General features: G+C 52.3%; 11 protein-coding genes and 3 pseudogenes. 7 read left to right on the top strand and 7 right to left on the bottom strand.

What is annotated here, in order from left to right; translation table 11 throughout:
• Nucleotides 1–23 precede the first annotated feature (23 nt).
• A pseudogene (locus tag H0248_RS09600) lies at nt 24–452 on the bottom strand (DegT/DnrJ/EryC1/StrS family aminotransferase); the annotation flags it as partial.
• 141 nt (nt 453–593) lie between these two features.
• Between H0248_RS09600 and H0248_RS09605 the strand changes: the two are divergent.
• Nucleotides 594–911: pseudogene (locus H0248_RS09605) on the top strand (Tn3 family transposase); the annotation flags it as partial.
• 49 nt (nt 912–960) lie between these two features.
• Here H0248_RS09605 and H0248_RS09610 read toward each other — a convergent pair.
• From H0248_RS09610 to H0248_RS09620, 3 genes are all read right to left on the bottom strand, one after another.
• A complete protein-coding gene (locus tag H0248_RS09610; protein WP_180785772.1) occupies nt 961–1878 on the bottom strand; it encodes an aldo/keto reductase in 918 nt (305 codons plus the stop codon).
• Between the two features lie 59 nt (nt 1879–1937).
• Nucleotides 1938–3872 (bottom strand): exoribonuclease II, encoded by a 1935-nt coding sequence (locus tag H0248_RS09615; RefSeq protein ID WP_180785773.1) that lies wholly within the window; start codon nt 3870–3872, stop codon nt 1938–1940.
• A 237-nt stretch (nt 3873–4109) separates the two neighbouring features.
• Nucleotides 4110–6422, bottom strand: a complete 2313-nt coding sequence (locus H0248_RS09620) for an FdhF/YdeP family oxidoreductase (RefSeq protein WP_180785774.1) — start codon at nt 6420–6422, stop codon at nt 4110–4112.
• A gap of 169 nt (nt 6423–6591) precedes the next feature.
• Between H0248_RS09620 and H0248_RS09625 the strand changes: the two genes are divergently transcribed.
• Nucleotides 6592–7494 carry a LysR family transcriptional regulator gene (locus H0248_RS09625; protein ID WP_180785775.1) on the top strand — a complete coding sequence of 301 codons (903 nt, stop codon included), beginning with the start codon at nt 6592–6594 and terminating at the stop codon, nt 7492–7494.
• Here the strand turns inward: H0248_RS09625 and H0248_RS09630 are convergent.
• Nucleotides 7485–8555, bottom strand: coding sequence for a LacI family DNA-binding transcriptional regulator (locus H0248_RS09630; RefSeq protein ID WP_180785776.1), 1071 nt, complete (start codon nt 8553–8555; stop codon nt 7485–7487). The two genes, H0248_RS09625 and H0248_RS09630, sit on opposite strands and share 10 nt — an antisense overlap.
• A gap of 319 nt (nt 8556–8874) precedes the next feature.
• Between H0248_RS09630 and H0248_RS09635 the strand changes: the two genes are divergently transcribed.
• The 4 genes and pseudogenes from H0248_RS09635 (at nt 8875) to H0248_RS09650 (ending at nt 16903) form a co-directional block, all read left to right on the top strand.
• Nucleotides 8875–10185, top strand: coding sequence for an MFS transporter (locus H0248_RS09635; RefSeq protein ID WP_180785777.1), 1311 nt, complete (start codon nt 8875–8877; stop codon nt 10183–10185).
• Nucleotides 10186–10219: 34 nt separating this feature from the next.
• Nucleotides 10220–12586, top strand: coding sequence for a glycoside hydrolase family 31 protein (locus H0248_RS09640; protein WP_180785778.1), 2367 nt, complete (start codon nt 10220–10222; stop codon nt 12584–12586).
• Between the two features lie 346 nt (nt 12587–12932).
• Nucleotides 12933–15816: pseudogene (locus H0248_RS09645) on the top strand (flavocytochrome c).
• A gap of 115 nt (nt 15817–15931) precedes the next feature.
• Nucleotides 15932–16903, top strand: a complete 972-nt coding sequence (locus H0248_RS09650) for an FAD:protein FMN transferase (RefSeq protein ID WP_180785779.1) — start codon at nt 15932–15934, stop codon at nt 16901–16903.
• 38 nt (nt 16904–16941) lie between these two features.
• Here H0248_RS09650 and H0248_RS22130 read toward each other — a convergent pair whose 3' ends face one another.
• Together H0248_RS22130 and H0248_RS09660 are read right to left on the bottom strand one after the other, a co-directional pair.
• The gene (locus H0248_RS22130) at nt 16942–17301 is read right to left on the bottom strand and encodes a hypothetical protein (RefSeq protein WP_257981545.1); all 360 of its coding nucleotides are present in this window, start codon (nt 17299–17301) and stop codon (nt 16942–16944) included.
• A gap of 301 nt (nt 17302–17602) precedes the next feature.
• Nucleotides 17603–17965 (bottom strand): winged helix-turn-helix transcriptional regulator, encoded by a 363-nt coding sequence (locus H0248_RS09660; RefSeq protein WP_005972448.1) that lies wholly within the window; start codon nt 17963–17965, stop codon nt 17603–17605.
• Nucleotides 17966–18075: 110 nt separating this feature from the next.
• Between H0248_RS09660 and H0248_RS09665 the strand changes: the two genes are divergently transcribed.
• Nucleotides 18076–18624, top strand: a complete 549-nt coding sequence (locus tag H0248_RS09665) for an NAD(P)H-dependent oxidoreductase (protein WP_180785780.1) — start codon at nt 18076–18078, stop codon at nt 18622–18624.
• The last annotated feature ends 40 nt before the right edge of the window (nt 18625–18664 follow it).

The following is an 18664-nucleotide window of genomic DNA, read 5'->3' on the forward strand; positions in this document are numbered from 1 at the left end:
ACACAATTTTAATTACAGGCTCCGAAGACCGGAACGGCCCCCACGGCCATCACTGCATTTTCCGTAGCAGCAAAGGAGTTCAGAGGAACAATGACCTCATCACCGGGTCCTACACCAACAGATTTAAGGGCTATTTTTAACGCATCGGTGCCGCTACTGGTGGAAATACAGGTATGAGCACCATAAAATATTCTTAATGTTTCTTCTACTTCTCCGATATAGGGGCCACTGGTAAAACATCCGCTTTCAATCACAACTGAAATGATGTCCTTTGCTTCTGCCCGTTCAGAACGGGAGTTCAGCCTTGAAAGTGGCAAAAATGAGACTGAACCTGAATCATCATATTCACTTTCATTATTAATACTTTGGTATATATCTTTAAATCGTTCCTGCAGTTCATTTTCCGTTGATGCACTGAAAATCGTTTCATTCAAAACGCTGACATCTTCCATAAATACCTCCATTTAATGTCAGAGAAAACAAAACATAGAAAAACGATATTTTCACACCGGAATCACAAATAAGCGAAGATGTTCACAATTATGTTACATAATTAATGGGGCTACTTACCGCCTTAGCAATATGCAGAAACTGTAGCCCGGGGCATCTGTTATAATCAGCGTGGGGAGATCAGAAAGCGCTATCGTGAAGGGCAGGAAGATCAGCTTGATGCACTGGGCCTGGTCACTAACGCAGTGGTACTGTGGAACACACTTTATATGCAGGAAGCCCTGAGCTGGATGCGCAGTAATGGAGAAGAAACCGGGGTTGAAGATATCGCCCGGTTATCCCCACTGATGCACGGGCATATCAATATGCTGGGGCATTATACGTTCACGCTACCAGAGGATATTTTAAAGGGAGAACTGAGAACATTAAATTACAATATAAACAATGAATTATCTTCTTAGCGTACGTTTTCGTTCCATTGGCCCCCAAACCCCGAAGACAACACCTTTCTTAAGGCAGAACGTTTCCGGCGGCGCGGTAAATTTCGTACCATTCTTCGCGGCTGAGCGACAGGGTAGACGCTGCCTCGATGTCACGGATACGCTCCGAGCTCATGGTGCCGATAATCACCTGCATCGCGGCAGGGTGACGCAAGATCCACGCGGTGGCAATCGCGGTATTGGTGACGCGATGTTGCTCGGCGATGCGATCAAGGGTGGTGTTCAGCTTAGGGAATTTCTCGTTATCGAGGAAAACACCGTCAAAAAAGCCGTACTGGAAGGGCGACCAGGCCTGAATCGTCATGGTATTCAGACGGCTGTATTCCAGAATCGCACCATCGTGATTCACCGATGCGGGGTTTGTCATATTCACGTTAAAGCCGGCATCAATCATGCCCGTGTGCATGATGCTGAACTGCAACTGATTGGCGATCAGCGGCTGGCGTACGGATTGCTTCAGCAGCTCAATCTGCAACGGGTTCTGATTGCTGACGCCGAAATGGCGTACTTTTCCGCTGCTTTCCAACTCATCGAAAGCGGCCGCGACTTCATCGGGTTCGAACAGCGTGTCCGGGCGGTGCAGCAGGAGCGTATCAAGATAGTCCGTTTTCAAGCGTTTCAGGCTACCTTCGACGGACGCGATGATGTGCGCCTTAGAGAAGTCAAAAAAGCCCTGACGAATGCCGCATTTGGATTGCAGAAAAATGGATTCCCGGCGGATGGCAGTCTTCTGTAAACCGGCGGCGAAAATCTCTTCTGACAACCCTGAGCCATAGATATCGGCGTGATCGAAGAAATCGATGCCTGCTTCGACGGAAGCATTGAGGATGTCAGCCGCTTCACTCGTGCTTTTCTTCGCCATTCGCATACAGCCCAACGCAATGTTGGAAGCCTGTATCGCGGATGTACCGATTGTCATTTTCTTCATCGTGAACACTCCTGTGATGAGGGTTGCATGTCCGCCGAGATGGCTCGGCGGCATGGCACTTAGGCGGTAGGTTTTGCCACGATGCTGCGTGTTTCCAGACGCACTTCAGCGATGACCACGTCCAGCGTATCCCCCTGACGATAAACCACGTCGCCTTTCACTGAGAGGGTGCCCATTTCCTGACTGCACACCAGCTCATCGCGCACGGCATGGATAAAGGAGGACGGGATAAATGCTACTGCGCCGTTATCCAGCAGGCGAACGCGCAAACCACCGCGTGTGACGTCAATGATTTCCGCGTCGAAGCGCACATCGGTACCCGCTTTGTCGCGGAGGTAGCGAGCGTACAGCCAGTCGCCAACATCACGTTCAGCCATACGATTAAGGCGGCGGCGTTCGGCCAGTTGTACCGTGACGTCGTCCTGCGGTTTTTCCGCAGCCTGTCCGGTGATAACTGCTTTCAACAAACGGTGGTTCACCATGTCGCCGTATTTACGGATCGGCGATGTCCAGGTAGCGTAGGCTTCCAGCCCCAGACCAAAGTGTGGCCCCGGCGTTGTGCTGACTTCCGCGAAAGACTGGAAGCGGCGAATGCGGCTGTCCAAGAACTGCGTCGGCTGGGCATCCAGCTCGCGGCGCAGCGTACAGAAGCCCTCCAACGTCAACAGCGCTTGAGCGTCAGCTTGAACACCATGGGTATCCAGCACGGCAACCGCTTGTTCGATCGAGGCAGGATCGAAGCCGTTATGCACGTTATAGATGCCGAAGCCCAGCTTATCGCGCAGCACAATGGCCGCACAGACGTTGGCCGTAATCATGGATTCTTCAACGATACGGTTAGCAATGCGGCGATGTTCAACCACGATATCCAACACATCGCCTTTCTCACCCAGCAGGAAGCGGTAATCTGGGCGATCTTTAAACACCAGCGCGTGGGTGGTACGCCATTCGCTACGAGCCAGACAGAGGCGGTGCAGCAAACGAATTTGTTCAGCAATCGCGTCGTTTTGCGGCTGCCATTCGCCTTGATTTTCCAGCCAGTCAGAGACGTTGTCATACGCTAACTTGGCTTTGGATTCGATCCAGGCAGCAAAGAAGTGAATGTCGTCACCCAGCGCACCGTCGGCGGCAATCGTCACGCGGCAGGCGAGGACAGGGCGACGCTCATCCGGGCGCAGGGAACAGATATCGTCCGACAGCGGGCGCGGCAGCATCGGGATGTTAAAGCCAGGCAGATAGTTGGTGAAGGCGCGCTGGCGTGCAATGTTGTCCAGCTCGCTACCTGCCGCAACATACGCGGTCGGATCGGCAATCGCGATGGTTAATTGCAGCGAACCATCCCCGTTGTCCTGCACGTATAGCGCATCGTCCATATCTTCAGTGCTGGCGCTGTCGATAGTGACAAAACTCAGCGCGGTGAGATCGTCACGGACGAGTTCGCCATCATGGCGCTCCGTCGCTTCAACCTCTGGGGCCGTGCGCTCCAAATTATGACGTGACAACGTCACCCACCATGGCACCAGCGGGTCATCGCCCGTCGTGATGTACTGCGTCAGTTCAGCATGGAATCCACGGTCACCCTTCAACGGGTGACGGCGCATTTCTGCTACGGCCCAATCGCCTTCCTGAAAATCGTGCGTGACATCGCGCGCGGCGCGGCAAGGAATGGCATCTTTCAGCAGCGGGTGATCAGGCGTAATGGATAAGCGGTCGTCTTTTTTATGGATGCGCCCAACAAATCGGGTAAGGAAGGGTTCGATCAGCGTTTCTGGCTCGACAATTTCCCGCTCTTTTTCCGTATGCAGGGTGGCGGTAATCCGGTCACCGTGCATCACTTTTTTCATGTGCGGAGGGGGAATGAAATAGCTTTTTTGTCCGTCAGCTTCAAGAAAGCCAAATCCTTTATCGGTGCCTTTGACGACACCTTCAACACGCGGTGTCTGAGAGTGAAGTTGCTGTTTTAGCTGTGCAAGCAGCGGATTATCTTGAAACATAGCGTCCAGAAATACGGTTGTGAGTAGCTCAATTAGCCACTCACAGTTTTACTCGAATCGGGTGCTGGCGGCAAGAATAATCGGGGGTAGCATGGGTGCCGAACGGCAGCAGAAGCGCGGAGAAACCCGAGTAAAGTCAACGCTGATTGGAATGTATCCACCTGCCGTGCACGCGACTGATTTCACGGCACGACAGCGTCATTTATGTTTATGAATTGCCGCCTACTGGGCAGGTTTTTAAGCGATACGGAGCAGAGACGCTGCTTGCGTACTGCGACGAACGACAACCGGCACCGATTTAGAGGTCGGCGTGTGCGTTTCATCCCCAAAGCTGGACAGCGGCACCAGCGGGTTGGTTTCTGGGTAGTAGGCTGCCAGATTGCCGCGCGGAATCGCGTAGCTCACCAGCTTGAAGCCGTTGACGACACGCGTAATACCGTCATTCCACAGTGTTTCGATATCGACCAGATCGCCGTCTTCCAGCCCCAGCGCGCTGATGTCATCCGGATGCATGAACAGCACTTCTCGCTGCCCGTACACGCCGCGATAGCGGTCATCCAGACCATAAATCGTGGTGTTGTACTGATCGTGTGAGCGCAGGGTTTGCAACGTAAAGGGCACATCGCTGCCTTGTAGCTGCGGAAACAGCGTATCGGGCAGCGCGGCATGGCTGAATTGCGCTTTCCCGTTGAGGGTACTGAAGTGCAATTCGGCGGCAGCGTTACCGAGATAGAATCCGCCCGGCAGGTCGCAGTTGGCATTAAAATCGGTAAAGTTGGGAATCGTCGCGGCGATATGGTCACGAATACGTGAGTAATCGTCCGCCAGCGCCAGCCAGTCGAGCTTTTCATGACCGAGCACCGCGTTGGCAATCCCGGCCACAATCGCGGTTTCCGAGCGCTGCAACGGCGAAAGCGGCTGCCCGACGCCCTGTGACGCGTGCACCATGCTGAAAGAATCTTCGACGGTAATAAACTGCGGGCCGCTGGCCTGCATATCGAGATCGGTACGGCCGAGTGTCGGCAGAATCAATGCATCGACTTTGCCGGTCACCAGATGACTGCGGTTGAGTTTGGTGCTTATGTGCACCGTCAGGTCGCAGCGGCTGAGTGCTTCTTCGGTACGTGCTGAATCCGGTGCGGCAGCGGCGAGGTTACCGCCCAGCGCGATCAGTACTTTTATCTCATCACGTAGCATCGCTTCCAGCGCTTCTACCGTGTTGTGGCCTGCTGCGTAAGGCGGTGTGAAGCCATAATGTGCGGCCAGACGATCGAGAAACGCGGCCGTCGGTTTCTCATCGATCCCCATGGTGCGGTTGCCTTGCACATTGCTATGACCGCGTACCGGACACAGCCCCGCGCCCGGCTTTCCTAGCTGTCCGAACAGCAGTTGCAGGTTCACGATCTCCCGCACGGTGGCGACGGAATGTTTGTGCTGGGTAATCCCCATCGCCCAGGTGCAAATCACGCGCGGCGACTGCTGATAAATTGCTGCCACATAGCGCAACTGCGCTTCGCTCAGGCCGGACTGCTGTTCGATTTTCTGCCAGCTTGTGGCATCAACCACCGCAAGGTACTCGTCCACCTGTTGGGTATGCGTAGACAAGAAATCCTGATCGAATAAGCCCGCTTCCCCAGCGGACAGGCGCTGGCGATGCGTTTCCAGCAGCGCTTTGACCATGCCGCGTACGGCGGCCATATCGCCGCCCAGATTGGGTTGCAGGTAGGTTTCGCTAATGGTACCAGACAGCGGCGTGAGTAGCTCCAGCGGGTTCTGCGGATTGGCAAAACGTTCCAGACCGCGTTCGCGTAGCGTATTAAACGAGACGACGTGCGTACCGAGATCGGCGGCATGGCGCAGGCTGTGCAGCATGCGTGGGTGATTGGTGCCAGGGTTCTGCCCGAAGACGAAAATCGCGTCAGCGTGTTCGAAATCATCCAGCCGGATAGTACCTTTACCGACGCCGATACTCTGTTTCAGACCGATTCCGCTCGCTTCATGACACATGTTCGAACAGTCAGGGAAATTGTTGGTGCCCAGCATGCGGCCAAAAAGTTGATACAGATAAGAGGCTTCGTTGCTGGCACGGCCAGACGTATAAAGCTCGACCTGATTGGGGTGTGCCATGTTACCGATATGGTGAGCGATCAGCGCAAACGCCGCGTCCCAACTGATAGGGACATAGCGATCGCTGGCACGATCGTAGCGCATCGGGTGGGTTAAACGGCCCTGATACTCCAGGAAATAGTTACTTTGCTGGCGTAGCGTCGTGACGCTGTGGGCGGCGAAAAAATCCAGATCGACCGCTTTGCGCGTCGCTTCCCAACTGACCGCTTTCGCGCCGTTTTCACAGAAGCTGAACGTGCTGCTGTTGTCATCCCCCCAGGCACAGCCGGGGCAGTCAAATCCTTTCGATTTATTGACCCGCAACAAGTTTCGGATATTTTTCAGCGCTTGCTTGCTGTCGAGAACAAAACGCGTGGTGGCTTCCAACGAGCCCCAGCCGCCAGCCGCATTGCGGTATGGCTTGATGGATGGTTTGAATTTCATAGACATTCCGCAGGTGATGATGTTTTTTTATGTGAACAAAATTTTAAATATTTGCTCTTGAGGGAAGTTTAGGTGCCGTCGGCGATCGCGTCTAATCAAATGCGGCTATGGTGGGATAGAGGCGGTTTATCGGTATATACTCCGGGCTTACCCACTACAGAGTCTGACGATGGATATTAAGCAACTGCAATACCTGTGCAATCTGGAGAAAGAGCGCCATTTTGGCCGGGCAGCGGAAGCCAGTTTTGTCAGTCAGCCAACGCTCTCCATGCGGTTGAAAAATCTGGAGCGGGAGCTGGATCTGGCGTTAATCAATCGGGGTAACAATTTTGAAGGCTTTACCGCCGAAGGCGAGCGCGTGCTGGCCTGGGCGCGGGAAATCGTCTCGGTTTATCAGGGGCTAAAGCTGGAAGTGGCGTCGCTGAAACGCGGTGTGAGCGGCGTATTACGCATCGGCACGGTGCCGCAAAGCAGTATCGCGCTGTCGAGCCTGCTGGCAGCGGTAAACAAGGTTTACCCGCAGTTGGATTTTCAGATCTCGCTGTTCAGTGCGGATCAGTTGCTGGAAGCGCTGAATGCGCATTCGGTGGATGTCGGCATCGGCTTTTTTGAGTTTTCGACGCTACAGGAGCTGCACTTTCAGGCGTCGCCGCTGACGGAGCAGGGCGTTGATCTATTGTTCCATCCGCACCATTTCCCACAGCTGGTAGGGGAGACGCCGCTGCCTCTCGCTGCGCTTTCTGACGTGCCACTTTGTTTGGCGGAAGCCAGCCGCTACTTCCGCCGCTATCTGGATAGCCATTTCCGCGAAATGGGCATCTCGCCGTGGGTCAAGGTGGAAAGTTCTTCTGTTCTGCAATTGATCCAAAGTGCCTATGTCGGGCTTGGATGCGGCATTGTTCCCCACGGCAGCCTGATCCCGGACATGACACCTGCGTTAACGCTGCGACCGCTTCAATTTCCGCCGATGCGCCGTCGTGCGGCTGTTGTTGTCGCTCAGGCTGGCCGAGCGACGCCGCTGGCGCAGAACTTCTTTGACGCGGCGCAGGTGTGGTTGCAGGCTCAGTCGTAGAGGCTTTCATCCTGTATCGGCGCCACTGATTTACTGGCGCGCAGACGTCTCACGGATTGGCGAACCACCAGCGTACCGTTTAGTAGCAAGTTGCCTAGAGGGGCTTCGGGGCGGATCAGGCGATATTGCAACATCCTTACGGCCTCTTCGCCCAGCGCCTCACGTGGCACATGTACCGATGTGAGCGGGACATCGTGAATGGCCGAGAGATTGAAGCCATCCATGCTCATCACCGAGACATCTTGCGGCACGCGCAGTCCTGCTTTGGTCAACGCATTGACCACCCCGACCGCAATGAAATCACCGCCTGCGAGAATAGCCGTAGGCCATTTATCTCGCGGGCAGCGGGCTAAAAAGGTCGTCATCGCCTGTTCGGCATCTGTCGTGCTGAAATTATCCAACGCCAGAAAATTATCCTCAGAGGAAAACGGCAGATTATGGTGCTGATAGGCATCCCGAATCCCGTCCAGACGCAGCTCCATCGTGTAGCGACGCAGGCACAGCAGCGTCAACACAGTATGGTGCCCTTGCTCGAAAAGATAGTGGGCGGAGAACTCGCCTATCAAGCGATGTGCGGGCGCCACACCCGGCAATCGCATCTTACGGTCAATGCAGTTAATCAATATGCAGGGCTTGCCGCTGTCCGCCGCCAGCGCGTGAATATAGGGATCGTCGATGCCGATCAGCAGCGCCGCTTCCGTGGCCGGATCGCGCATTTTGTCTAAAAATAGCGCCGCATCGCTGTCATTTTCCTCCAGCCCGCAGTAGCGCACTCGCACATCGTGCGGCTTCAGGGCATCAATGATGCTCTGTACCACCTTGTGGTAGAAGATGTCGGACCGAATATCAAAAGCGCGCGGTGGGGCAAAAATGGTCAGTCCGTTCAAGAGCAGACGGCCGTTGGCGAGATCGGCCAGTACGCCGCACTGACGGGCGCAGTTGAGAATGTCCGTTTTGGCCTGTTCGCTAGTATTGGACTTACCAGATAGCACGCGTGAAACCGTACTGATCGAGTAGCCCGTCCGCTGCGCAATTTCGCGTATTTTCAGGTTTCCTTTCATTTTGTGATCCCGTTCACCTTCGAAAATGACAAAGTTTTCATGGCTATCTGTTGCCTATTTTCAGGCGCGATAGGCAGGTTTTTGTCTGCATTTTGACCATAGCATGAAAATGTTTTCAAAAAAGTGAGTGTTTCACGATTTTCAATTGTTCTACTCTCGATTTGGTAAACCAATTTCAGTGGCTAGAGGCAGTAAAACAGGATTTAACTCAATAAATACAATGATATGAAAATGGTTTGATTGCTCGATAGGCTATAAATACAAAAATGCCGTCGAGATATCAGACCAATGTCACCCTACTTCCTGTAAAGGAGTCACCATGAGTCTCGACATCAATTCGTCCTCCATCGCTACCAAAGGTAAACGGACATTCAGAAACCTGCGTTGGTGGGTGCTGAGCCTGTTCCTGCTCGGCGTTACTGTGAATTACATCACCCGTAATTCGCTGGGCATTCTGGCACCAGAACTGAAAACCAGTATGGGTATTACCACCGAGCAATATTCCTGGATTGTCGGTGCATTCCAACTGGCCTATACCATTTTCCAGCCGATTTGCGGTTGGCTGATCGATGTCATCGGTCTGAAAATGGGCTTTATGATCTGCGCGGTGATTTGGGCGCTGATGTGTATCTTCCACGCAGGGGCGGGAAGCTGGCTGCATCTGGCGATCTTGCGTTTCTTTATGGGCGCGTCAGAAGCGGCAGCGACACCGGCGAATGCCAAAACGCTGGGCGAGTGGTTCCCTAAAAAGGAACGACCGGTTGCGGCAGGTTGGGCCGGTGTCGGTTTCTCCATCGGTGCGATGCTGGCACCGCCGATTATCGTTGTGGCGCATGCCTATCTGGGCTGGCAGGGCGCGTTTATGTTCAGCGGTGGGCTGGCGCTGCTGTGGGTGGCGCTGTGGTGGTTGTTCTACCACAACCCCGAAGATCACCCGAATTTAAGCCGAGAGGAACTGGATTTCATCCGTCAGGACAATGAGGCGCCTCCGGTCAAACTGCCTTTCTTCACCGCACTGAAAACGGTCTCAAAAAACAAACGCTTTTACGGTATCGCGATTCCAGCCTTTATGGCGGAGCCCGCGTGGGCCGTGCTCAGCTTTTGGGTGCCGCTCTATCTGGCGAATGAACGCGGGATGGATCTGAAACAAATTGCGATGTTCGCGTGGCTGCCGTTTCTTGCCGCCGATCTGGGCAGTATTGCCAGTGGCTATCTCACCCGACTTTATACCCGCTGGTTCGGCTGCTCGCGCGTTAACTCGATTGTGGCGAGTTCGGTCACGGGCGCGTTTCTGATGCTGTCGCTGGCGTTGGTGGCCATCAGTAAAGATCCGTGGGTGGCGATTCTGCTGATTTCCATCGGTGGGTTTGGTCATCAGGTGATTTCCTGCATGTTGAGCGCACTGGTGGTGGAATCGTTCGATAAAGGGCAGATGGCAACCGTGAACGGGATGCGCGGTTCGTTTGCCTGGATTGCCAGCTTCCTGTTCTCGCTGCTGATTGGCGTCACCGCCGACAAAATTGGGTTTAACCCGCTGTTTGTCGCGATGGGATTCTTCGATCTGATCGGTGCCATCTTCCTGATCGCATTTATTGCTGAACGTCGTGGAAAAACGCGGTCGCAGGCATAACGGCTCATTTATTTTTTCCTGAAAAGGACGCTGTATGAAAACGTTGAAAAATTGGGTGTTTCGTCATCAGAGCGCCGATCATGTTGAGCTGTTGGTGGATGATAAACATGTTTTCCGTCTGTACGTGCTGGAACCGATGTTGGCCCGCGTGCTGGTTAAACAAAATGGTGAACTCAAGCTGAACCGCACCTGGAGCATCGCGCCGCAGCAGGATGTTCCCTGGCAGGGGCGCAGCCGCGAAAGTAGTGAGGGATTTAGCCTGCCGGGATTTTCGCTGGAACAGTTGGACGATGCATTGCGCATCAGCACCGCGCGGATGCGAATTACGATTCATCAACCGCTGTGGCTGGCATGGGAGTACCTCAATGAACAGGGCGAATGGCAGCCGTTTGCCGCCGATCGCCCCACCAGCGCCTATCTGCTGAACCCGCATGGTGACGGCGTGGCGCATTATCAGCGCCGTTTCGCGACAGAGCGTTATTACGGTCTGGGCGAGAAGGCGGGCGATCTTGAACGCACCGGACAGCGATTTGAGTTTCGCAATCTGGATGCGATGGGCTACAACGCGGCGAGCACCGATCCGCTGTATAAGCATGTCCCGTTTACCATTACCCGACGCGACGATGTCAGCTTCGGCCTGTTTTACGATAACCTGAGCACGACCTGGCTCGATCTCGGCAATGAAATCGATAACTATCATCTGGCTTATCGACGTTATCAGGCGGAAGCGGGCGATCTCGACTATTACTTGTTCATCGGGCCGCGCGTGCTGGATGTGACAAAAGCGTTCGTGCGCCTGACGGGTAAAACGCTCTTTGGGCCAAAGTGGAGCCTCGGCTATAGCGGTTCCACCATGCATTACACCGACGCGCCCGATGCGCAGCAGCAGCTGATGAAATTTATCGCGCTGTGTCGTGAGCACCATATTCCGTGTGATTCGTTCCAACTCTCATCGGGCTACACGTCGATTAACAATAAGCGCTATGTGTTTAACTGGAACTACGACAAAGTCCCCCAGCCGGAGGTGATGTCGCAGGCCTTCCACGATGCGGGCCTCAAGCTGGCTGCCAATATCAAGCCCTGTCTACTGCAAGATCATCCCAAATATGAAGAGGTATCGGCGCAGGGGCTATTTATCCTCGATTCCGAAGCCGATGTGCCAGAACGCTCCAGCTTTTGGGACGATGAAGGTTCACATCTTGATTTCACTAACCCGGCAACGGTGGCGTGGTGGCAGGAGAACGTCACCCGGCAGTTGTTGGAGAAAGGGATTGATTCGACGTGGAATGACAATAACGAATATGAAGTCTGGGATGGCGAAGCCCGCTGCCACGGATTCGGCGACACGATGGCGATCAAACACATTCGCCCACTGATGCCGTTGCTGATGATGCGCGCCTCGCTGGAGGCACAGCAGCGCTTTGCGCCGACGCTGCGTCCTTATTTGATCTCGCGTTCCGGCTGTGCGGGAATGCAGCGCTACGTGCAGACCTGGAGCGGCGATAACCGCACCAACTGGCAGACGCTGCGTTACAACACGCGGATGGGAATCGGGATGAGCCTGTCCGGTCTGTTTAATGTCGGGCACGACGTCGGCGGGTTTTCGGGCGATAAGCCGGACGCCGAACTTTTTGTGCGCTGGGTACAAAACGGCGTGATGCACCCGCGTTTCACCATTCATTCTTGGAATGACGACCATACGGTGAACGAACCGTGGATGTACCCCGCGGTAACGCCCGCGATACGCAGCGCCATTGAGCTTCGTTACCGTCTGCTGCCGTATTTTTACACCTTGCTGTGGCAGGCCAGCGCGGACGATGAGCCGATGCTGCGCCCGATGTTCCTCGACCACGAGCAGGACAGCGCGACGCTGGAAGAAACCGACGATTTCATGCTGGGACGAGATATTCTGGTCGCCAGCGTGGTTGAAGCGGGGCAGCGCCAGCGCACGGTGTACCTGCCGGCGAATACGTCAGGCTGGTACGATTTTCATTCCGGCCAGTGGTTCAGCGGCGGACAGACTATCGTGCTGGATGCGCCGTTGGAACGTCTCCCGCTTTTGGTTCGCGCGGGCGCGATGATCCCGCTGTCGTGGCGAAAGGCGCACGTCAGCCCACATGAAGATGATCAGCGTGAGTTTCTACTCTTTCCTCCTGCCGCAGGCGGTACGGATTGCGGGCTGCTGTTTGAGGACGATGGCGAGACGTGGCAATGGCGTGAAGGAAACGCGCTGTGGCTACGCTGGGAAATCCGTGCGGATAGCCAGCGTATTGACGTGACGTTCACATCGGAAGGGCGATATCAGCCTGCCTGGCGGCACGCGACACTGCGATTGCCGGCGGGTGAGCAGCGTCAGTTGTACATTAACGGCGTCCACACGAATACCTATCAACACCAATAGCCATCCCATTTTATTTCCTGTTGCGCCCCGGTCTTATTTGTTTACCGGGGCGTTTTTTTGTTATGCAGAATATCAATAATATTCGATTGGTTATTTTCAGGATAAGAAAATGTTAACGAAGTGAATGGAATATTAAATATAAAAAAGAGTTGTGCGAATACCCTTAATAAAAGCGGATCTACAAAATAGTTTAAATAGTAAGAAAACATTTTATAACATCAAAAAAAATAGATACTTGGTAAGTAATAAGTTCGCAAATTATCAGCCAAAAGAATTAATAAAAACAAACATGGCGGCTTCTGATTCATTTGCGAACAGAGTTTCTATTTTAAGTGGAGTATTCGCTATGAAGAATAATCACCATGATCTATTTGCCGCTTTTACACTCCCCAACGGCGCGACGCTGAAAAATCGGGTACTGATGGCACCCATGACCACCTGTAGTGGGTTTTACGATGGGAGCGTGACCAAAGAGCTGGTGGAATATTATCAGGCCAGAGCAGGCAGCATTGGTACCGTGATTGTGGAATGCTGTTTTATTGATGACAAAGGGTTGGCTTTTCCCGGTGCGATAGGAATAGACCACGACGACAAAATTGCCGGGCTGGCCAAAATTGCGACGGCGATTAAAGAAAAAGGTTCGACGGCGATCCTGCAAATCTATCACGGCGGCCGGATGGTCGAACCGCGTTTTATCGGTGGCGCGACGCCGGTTGCGCCGAGTGCTATTGCCGCGCCGCGCGCGGGTGCCATCGTTCCGATGGCGCTGTCGGGCGACGAGGTTGACGCCATGATCGGCAAGTTTGGCGATGCCGTTCATCGTGCCATTCAGGCGGGTTTCGATGGTGTGGAAATTCACGGCGCGAATACCTACCTGATCCAACAGTTCTATTCTCCACACTCTAATCAACGCTCAGATAAATGGGGCGGCAGCCGTGACAAACGCGCGGCCTTCCCGCTGGCGGTGTTGGATATCGTTCATGAGGTCGCGGATAAATACGCCGATCCTGCCTTTATTATCGGCTATCGTTTCTCGCCGGAAGAGATCGAAGAACCCGGCATTCATTTTGATGATTCACTCTATTTGCTGGAAAAATTAGCGGCGCGCGGGCTGGATTACGTTCATTTCTCTATGGGCAATATTCTGCGCGCGTCCATTGTCGAAACAGATGACCCGACGCCGCTGATTAAAAAATATGTTGCCCGCCGTTCCGCGACATTAGCGGCGATTCCGGTTATTGGCGTAGGGGATATTGTCAATCAGGCAGACGCCGATGCAGCGCTGGAAAATGGTTATGACCTGATTGCCGTCGGCAGAGCCTGTATTGCTTATCCAGACTGGACGGATCGTATTGCCGAACAGGAAAAGCTCGAACTCTATATTGCCAGCGATAAACGTGAAGCATTAACGATTCCTGAACCGCTGTGGCGTTTTTCATTAGTTGNNAGTTGAAGCCATGATTCGGGACGTGAATTTAACCGGCAAAAAATTTAAATCCGGGGTTTATCAGGAAAACGTTCAGGATGAATGTGGCGAGCTGCGAATTCATGTTCATTTTGAGCAGAATCGGGTCGCCGATATTGCGCTGGAGAATAGCGAAATGGATGAATCGCTAAAAATCAGTTTTGAAATTATCCGTGAACGCATTCTGGATACCAATAGTCCCCACGTTGATGCCGTAACGGGTGCAACGGCGCAGAGTGAAGCGATTAAAAAAGCCGTTACCAAAGCGATGGTGAAATCGAGCAAAGACGCCATTATTGCCGACGGCGGTAACCCAGACGCGCGTCGTGAAGCGGATGTGGTGGTGATTGGCAGCGGCGGTGCGGGTCTGGCGGCGGCGATTCAGGCCAGCGAAGAGGGCGCGCGCGTTATCGTCATTGAAAAGATGCCCGTCATCGGCGGCAATACCATCAAGGCCTCTGCCGGTATGAACGCGGCGGGCACTGTCTTCCAGCAAAATAAAGGTATTGAAGATAGCCAGGCGCTGTTCTATGACGAAACGCTGAAAAGTGGAAAGCAGAAGAATAACCCGGCGCTGGTGCAATATTTCGTCGAGCACGCGCCTGACGCGATTAACTGGCTGGCGCAGCACGATATTGAGCTTAGCGATATCACCACAACGGGCGGCATGAGCGTTGACAGAACGCATCGCCCTGCCAATGGGGCTGCGGTGGGCGGCTATCTGGTCAGCGGCCTGATTAAGAACCTCAATAAATACAATATTGAGGTGCTGCTGGAAACGTCGGTGACGGAGATTGTGCAAGAGAAGGGCAAAGTGACCGCCGTCAGAGTCGTCAATGATGAGCACGAAGAAAGCCTGATTGCGACAAAAGCGGTGATTGTTGCCACAGGCGGTTTTAGTGCCAATCAGGCGATGGTGGAGTCATACCGCCCAGACCTGAAAGGCTTCGTCACCACCAACCATAAAGGCGCAACGGGCGGCGGCATTCGCCTGCTGGAACAGATCGGCGCAGATACGGTGGACATGGGGGAAATTCAAACCCATCCGACGGTTGAACAGACGACGTCTTATCTGATCTCCGAATCTATTCGCGGCGGCGGAGCCATTCTGGTGTCGCAGCGTGGAGAACGTTTCTTTAACGAAATGGAGACGCGGGATAACGTCTCGTCCGCCATCGTCAACCTGCCGGAAGAGTACGCGTACATCCTGTTCGACGAGCAGGTCAGAAACCGCAACCGTGCAGTTGAAGAATATGTCGCACAAGGGCTGACCGTCAGCGCGGACAGCGTCGCTGAACTGGCCGACAAGCTCGATATGCCGCCCGCTGCGCTGCACGCCTCGCTCGAACGTTACAATGCCTTTATCGCCGACAAACACGATGAAGACTTTGGCCGTACCACGGGGATGCGCGATCCGTTGAATCAAGCGCCGTACTACGCGATTAAGGTAGCACCGGGCGTACACCACACGATGGGCGGCGTCACCATCAACGAGAAAGCGGAAGTGCTGAACCGCTATAAAGAGACGATCTCCGGGGCTTATGCCGCGGGGGAAGTGGTTGGCGGTATTCACGGGGCGAACCGCATTGGCGGCAACGCCGTGGCGGATATTATTATCTTCGGCATTCAGGCGGGGATGCAGGCTGCGGCCTATGCGCGGGCACCGCGTCGTTCCGACGTTTTTCCAACGAAAGCGCGTAAGCCAAAGTTTGCGAAAGCGGCGGCGAAAACGACTGAAAAGCAGCCGATACTGGTCGCAGAATAAGTGATAGAAAAGAACGTGATAAAAGAGTAAGGCTGATGGCGGGCGTCTCAAAGGGCGCTCGCGATTTTCCCACCGTTTCCTCTCTATACCGCCATTCGATCATGGGAGTCACCGTATGCCTTCTGTCAATAACGCCTACGTCTATTCCGTTGACCTGATGGGCAGCCCCATTCTGCTCAAACTGTTTGTCCATGATGAAACCGCCGTCAGGCAGGTTTTCCAACGCATCAAACAGCTCGAAGATCGGCTAACCGTTAATCGAGCGCAGTCGGAAGTGATGAGCATCAACCATGCGGCTGGGAAAGAATACGTTCCGGTCAGCCCGTTGGTCTTTGAGCTGATTAAGCGCGCCAAAGCGGTCAGTCTGATTGAAAACAGCGGCTTTAATGTTGCGATTGGCCCTGTCGTGAAACTATGGAAAATCGGTTTTAGCGGCAGCACGGTGCCTGACCACGAGTCAATACAACGGGCGTTGGCATTAACGCATCCCGAACGCATTATTCTCAGAGAGCAGGACTGCGCCGTGTTGCTAGAAAGTGCCGGAATGGAGATCGACCTGGGCGCGATTGCGAAAGGTTATATTGCCGATATCGTCCGGGACGTTCTGCATCAACATGCGATTCAGGATGCGCTGATCAATCTGGGGGGGGACGTGCTGGCTATCGGCAGCGCACTGACGGATGAGCAAGGGCTATGGAGCGTCGGGTTGCAGAAGCCCTTCGCGGATCGCGATAGCCTGCTTGGCATCATTAAGGTGAAGAACAAATCCGTGGTGACATCCGGCGTCTATGAACGCTTTTTTACCGTGGACGATCGTATCTATCATCATATTCTCGATCCCCGGACGGGTTATCCGCTGGATAATGAGCTGCACAGCGTCACGGTTATCTCGAACGACTCTCTCGACGGTGATATCTACACCACGCTGCTTTATGGCATGGGCGTCAGCGCAGGCATTACCTTTCTACAAAACCAGCCGGATATCGAAGCGATATTTGTGACAAAAGCACGAGAGATTATTTTCTCTTCGCAGCGGGATTATACGTTTGAATTATTGGATAAGGATTATTCGGTGATGGTATGTTGAACATTGGAAATACATCACCGTAGTATCCAGCAACGCGCTTAATCAATCTCTGGGTTCAGCTGAACCTGTTCCAATATCAAGGCAACGCTTTGATAGTAAGATTTTGCCTCATTCATAAATGGGGATTTATTATCAATAAGATAGGTATAGGAGATGACATCATTGCTGATGTTTTTAATCGTATAATTAATGGTGGCAGTGATACGCTTTTCGAGAATGAATGCGTTTAGGTTTTCTTTCGTGTAGAAAACCATAAATGTTGCCGCAAAATGGCGATTTGCTTGTTTTATTAGATATCCAGCATCGCTGCGTGCATAATCGATATAACAGATATCATTGTTTATATCTTCATCTAGGTTGTGCCATATCTGCTTAGCCTCAAGGGCAATACTTTCCAATTCATTTTTTATATAAAGATCAACTCGGCCTTTTCTTGTATCGCTATCAGGGTTTTCTCCTGTATCACCCTTTATTTTTTTGCCTGACGGGTATTCTTCAATCGCCGTCCAGCCTAATGACCACGCCGCCCAGCGAGAACGCTGACATTCGTGCGTTCATTGTACCACCAGCAACAATCTGTTCTGTTTAATAGTTCAATATAGCGTTTATTTGCGCTAATCCACCCATTTAACAATTGCTCAATAAAACAGTCGTTTGCACAGACTTTTTGAATAAAAATATAACACTCCATGTAAAATATTAAATTTCGACTATTTCAGTATCTGCCCATAGAGAAATCGCCTCAAGTACGGGTTTAAATGATTGCCCGAACTCGGAAAGGGAATAAACAACTTTGAGCGGCGGTTTATCACCAAAAACTTCTCGTGTGATCAGCCCATCTTTTTCGAGTTTCTTAAGCTGTAAACTTAACGTCATTTCAGTGATGTGAGGAATATCCTTGCGCAATTCACTGAATCTTTTATTGCTGTTTTTCAAATAGTAGAGAATAACGCCTTTCCATTTTCCACCGATTAAATCCATCACCATGCTAACTGGGCAAGGATAGATTTTGTCATCCAAAAATACCTTACAAGCTGCATTTTTAGTGATTTTCTTCTTCATGCTATCTCCACTATCGTTCCTGATAGTTATTGTCAATGACAACCGACGCGATAAACTTACCACGAAAGCTATCATTTTGATAGCTATGAGCTGTTATTAATGGAGATTGTATGACATTAATCATACTGGCACACCCAGATATCGATAACTCTATAGCAAATAGAACCATTGTAACTGAATTACAGCAGGGTCTTATTGACTTGGAAATACGTAATATTTTTCAGCTAAATCCTGACTACAAAATTAACGTAAAAGAAGAACAGGCTGCCTTATTACGCCATGAACTGATTATTCTGCAATACCCCATGTATTGGTACAATATGCCTGCTATTTTGAAAGTTTGGTTTGATCTGGTTTTTACCTATCAATTCGCCTATGGTTCAAAAGGCGATAAACTTAAAGATAAAACGCTATTACCCAGTCTTACCGTTGGTCAGCCTGAATATAATTTCGCACGAGGAAATAGCGATCCGTTAATGGAAAGTATATTGATGCCTATAAAGATGTCGGCGGAATATGCTCAAATGCACTATATCGACCCTGTTGTTTTGTACGATACTTCAACAGTATCTGGGCATACTGAATCAGATATTAGATATAAAGCAGAAATTCACAGCCAAAGACTAAGAGGAATAATAAATAGGAGTCGGGATATTTGAATTAGAGAAAGTAGCCTATCAGAGATAGGCTACTTTTGAT

The sequence above is a fragment of the Pectobacterium brasiliense genome (assembly GCF_013449685.1).
Lineage (GTDB): Bacteria > Pseudomonadota > Gammaproteobacteria > Enterobacterales > Enterobacteriaceae > Pectobacterium > Pectobacterium brasiliense_A.

Bases quoted from the DNA above. Each gene is read 5' to 3' on its own strand.
- H0248_RS09610 (WP_180785772.1), bottom strand. From the start codon at position 1,878: ATGAAGAAAATGACAATCGGTACATCCGCGATACAGGCTTCCAACATT.
- H0248_RS09615 (WP_180785773.1), bottom strand. From the start codon at position 3,872: ATGTTTCAAGATAATCCGCTGCTTGCACAGCTAAAACAGCAACTTCAC.
- H0248_RS09620 (WP_180785774.1), bottom strand. From the start codon at position 6,422: ATGAAATTCAAACCATCCATCAAGCCATACCGCAATGCGGCTGGCGGC.
- H0248_RS09625 (WP_180785775.1), top strand. From the start codon at position 6,592: ATGGATATTAAGCAACTGCAATACCTGTGCAATCTGGAGAAAGAGCGC.
- H0248_RS09630 (WP_180785776.1), bottom strand. From the start codon at position 8,555: ATGAAAGGAAACCTGAAAATACGCGAAATTGCGCAGCGGACGGGCTAC.
- H0248_RS09635 (WP_180785777.1), top strand. From the start codon at position 8,875: ATGAGTCTCGACATCAATTCGTCCTCCATCGCTACCAAAGGTAAACGG.
- H0248_RS09640 (WP_180785778.1), top strand. From the start codon at position 10,220: ATGAAAACGTTGAAAAATTGGGTGTTTCGTCATCAGAGCGCCGATCAT.
- H0248_RS09650 (WP_180785779.1), top strand. From the start codon at position 15,932: ATGCCTTCTGTCAATAACGCCTACGTCTATTCCGTTGACCTGATGGGC.
- H0248_RS09660 (WP_005972448.1), bottom strand. From the start codon at position 17,965: ATGAAGAAGAAAATCACTAAAAATGCAGCTTGTAAGGTATTTTTGGAT.
- H0248_RS09665 (WP_180785780.1), top strand. From the start codon at position 18,076: ATGACATTAATCATACTGGCACACCCAGATATCGATAACTCTATAGCA.